We start from the raw sequence: 336 nt of genomic DNA on the forward strand, positions 1-336 counted from the left end.
TCGCGTTGTGGAGAATACCGGAGTCGAACCGGTGACCTCTTGCGTGCAAGGCAAGCGCTCTAGCCAGCTGAGCTAATCCCCCATATACTAGTAGTTAGTACATAGCAGTTAGTAGTTTCTAACAACTACATCCTCAACTTCTAGAATTTCCTAATCTTTAATAGTAGTCTCGGGCAGACTCGAACTGCCGACCTCTACATTATCAGTGTAGCGCTCTAACCAGCTGAGCTACGAGACTATTTAAGATCTTAGTCTATAGTATAAAATTAACAGCAGAGTAGTAAAATAACAATCAATTACTCTTGTAACTCACCATCTTTCTCTAGAAAGGAGGTG

2 tRNA genes are annotated in these 336 nt (G+C 42.0%); both read right to left on the reverse strand.

Features of this window, described 5'->3' with window-relative positions:
- Positions 1 to 8 precede the first annotated feature (8 nt).
- A tRNA-Ala gene (locus tag Q1A46_RS20785) sits at positions 9 to 82 on the reverse strand.
- 82 nt (positions 83 to 164) lie between these two features.
- Positions 165 to 238: transfer RNA gene (locus Q1A46_RS20790), tRNA-Ile, on the reverse strand.
- Between the last annotated feature and the right edge of the window lie 98 nt (positions 239 to 336).

This window comes from uncultured Tenacibaculum sp. (genome assembly GCF_947502995.1).
Lineage (GTDB): Bacteria > Bacteroidota > Bacteroidia > Flavobacteriales > Flavobacteriaceae > Polaribacter.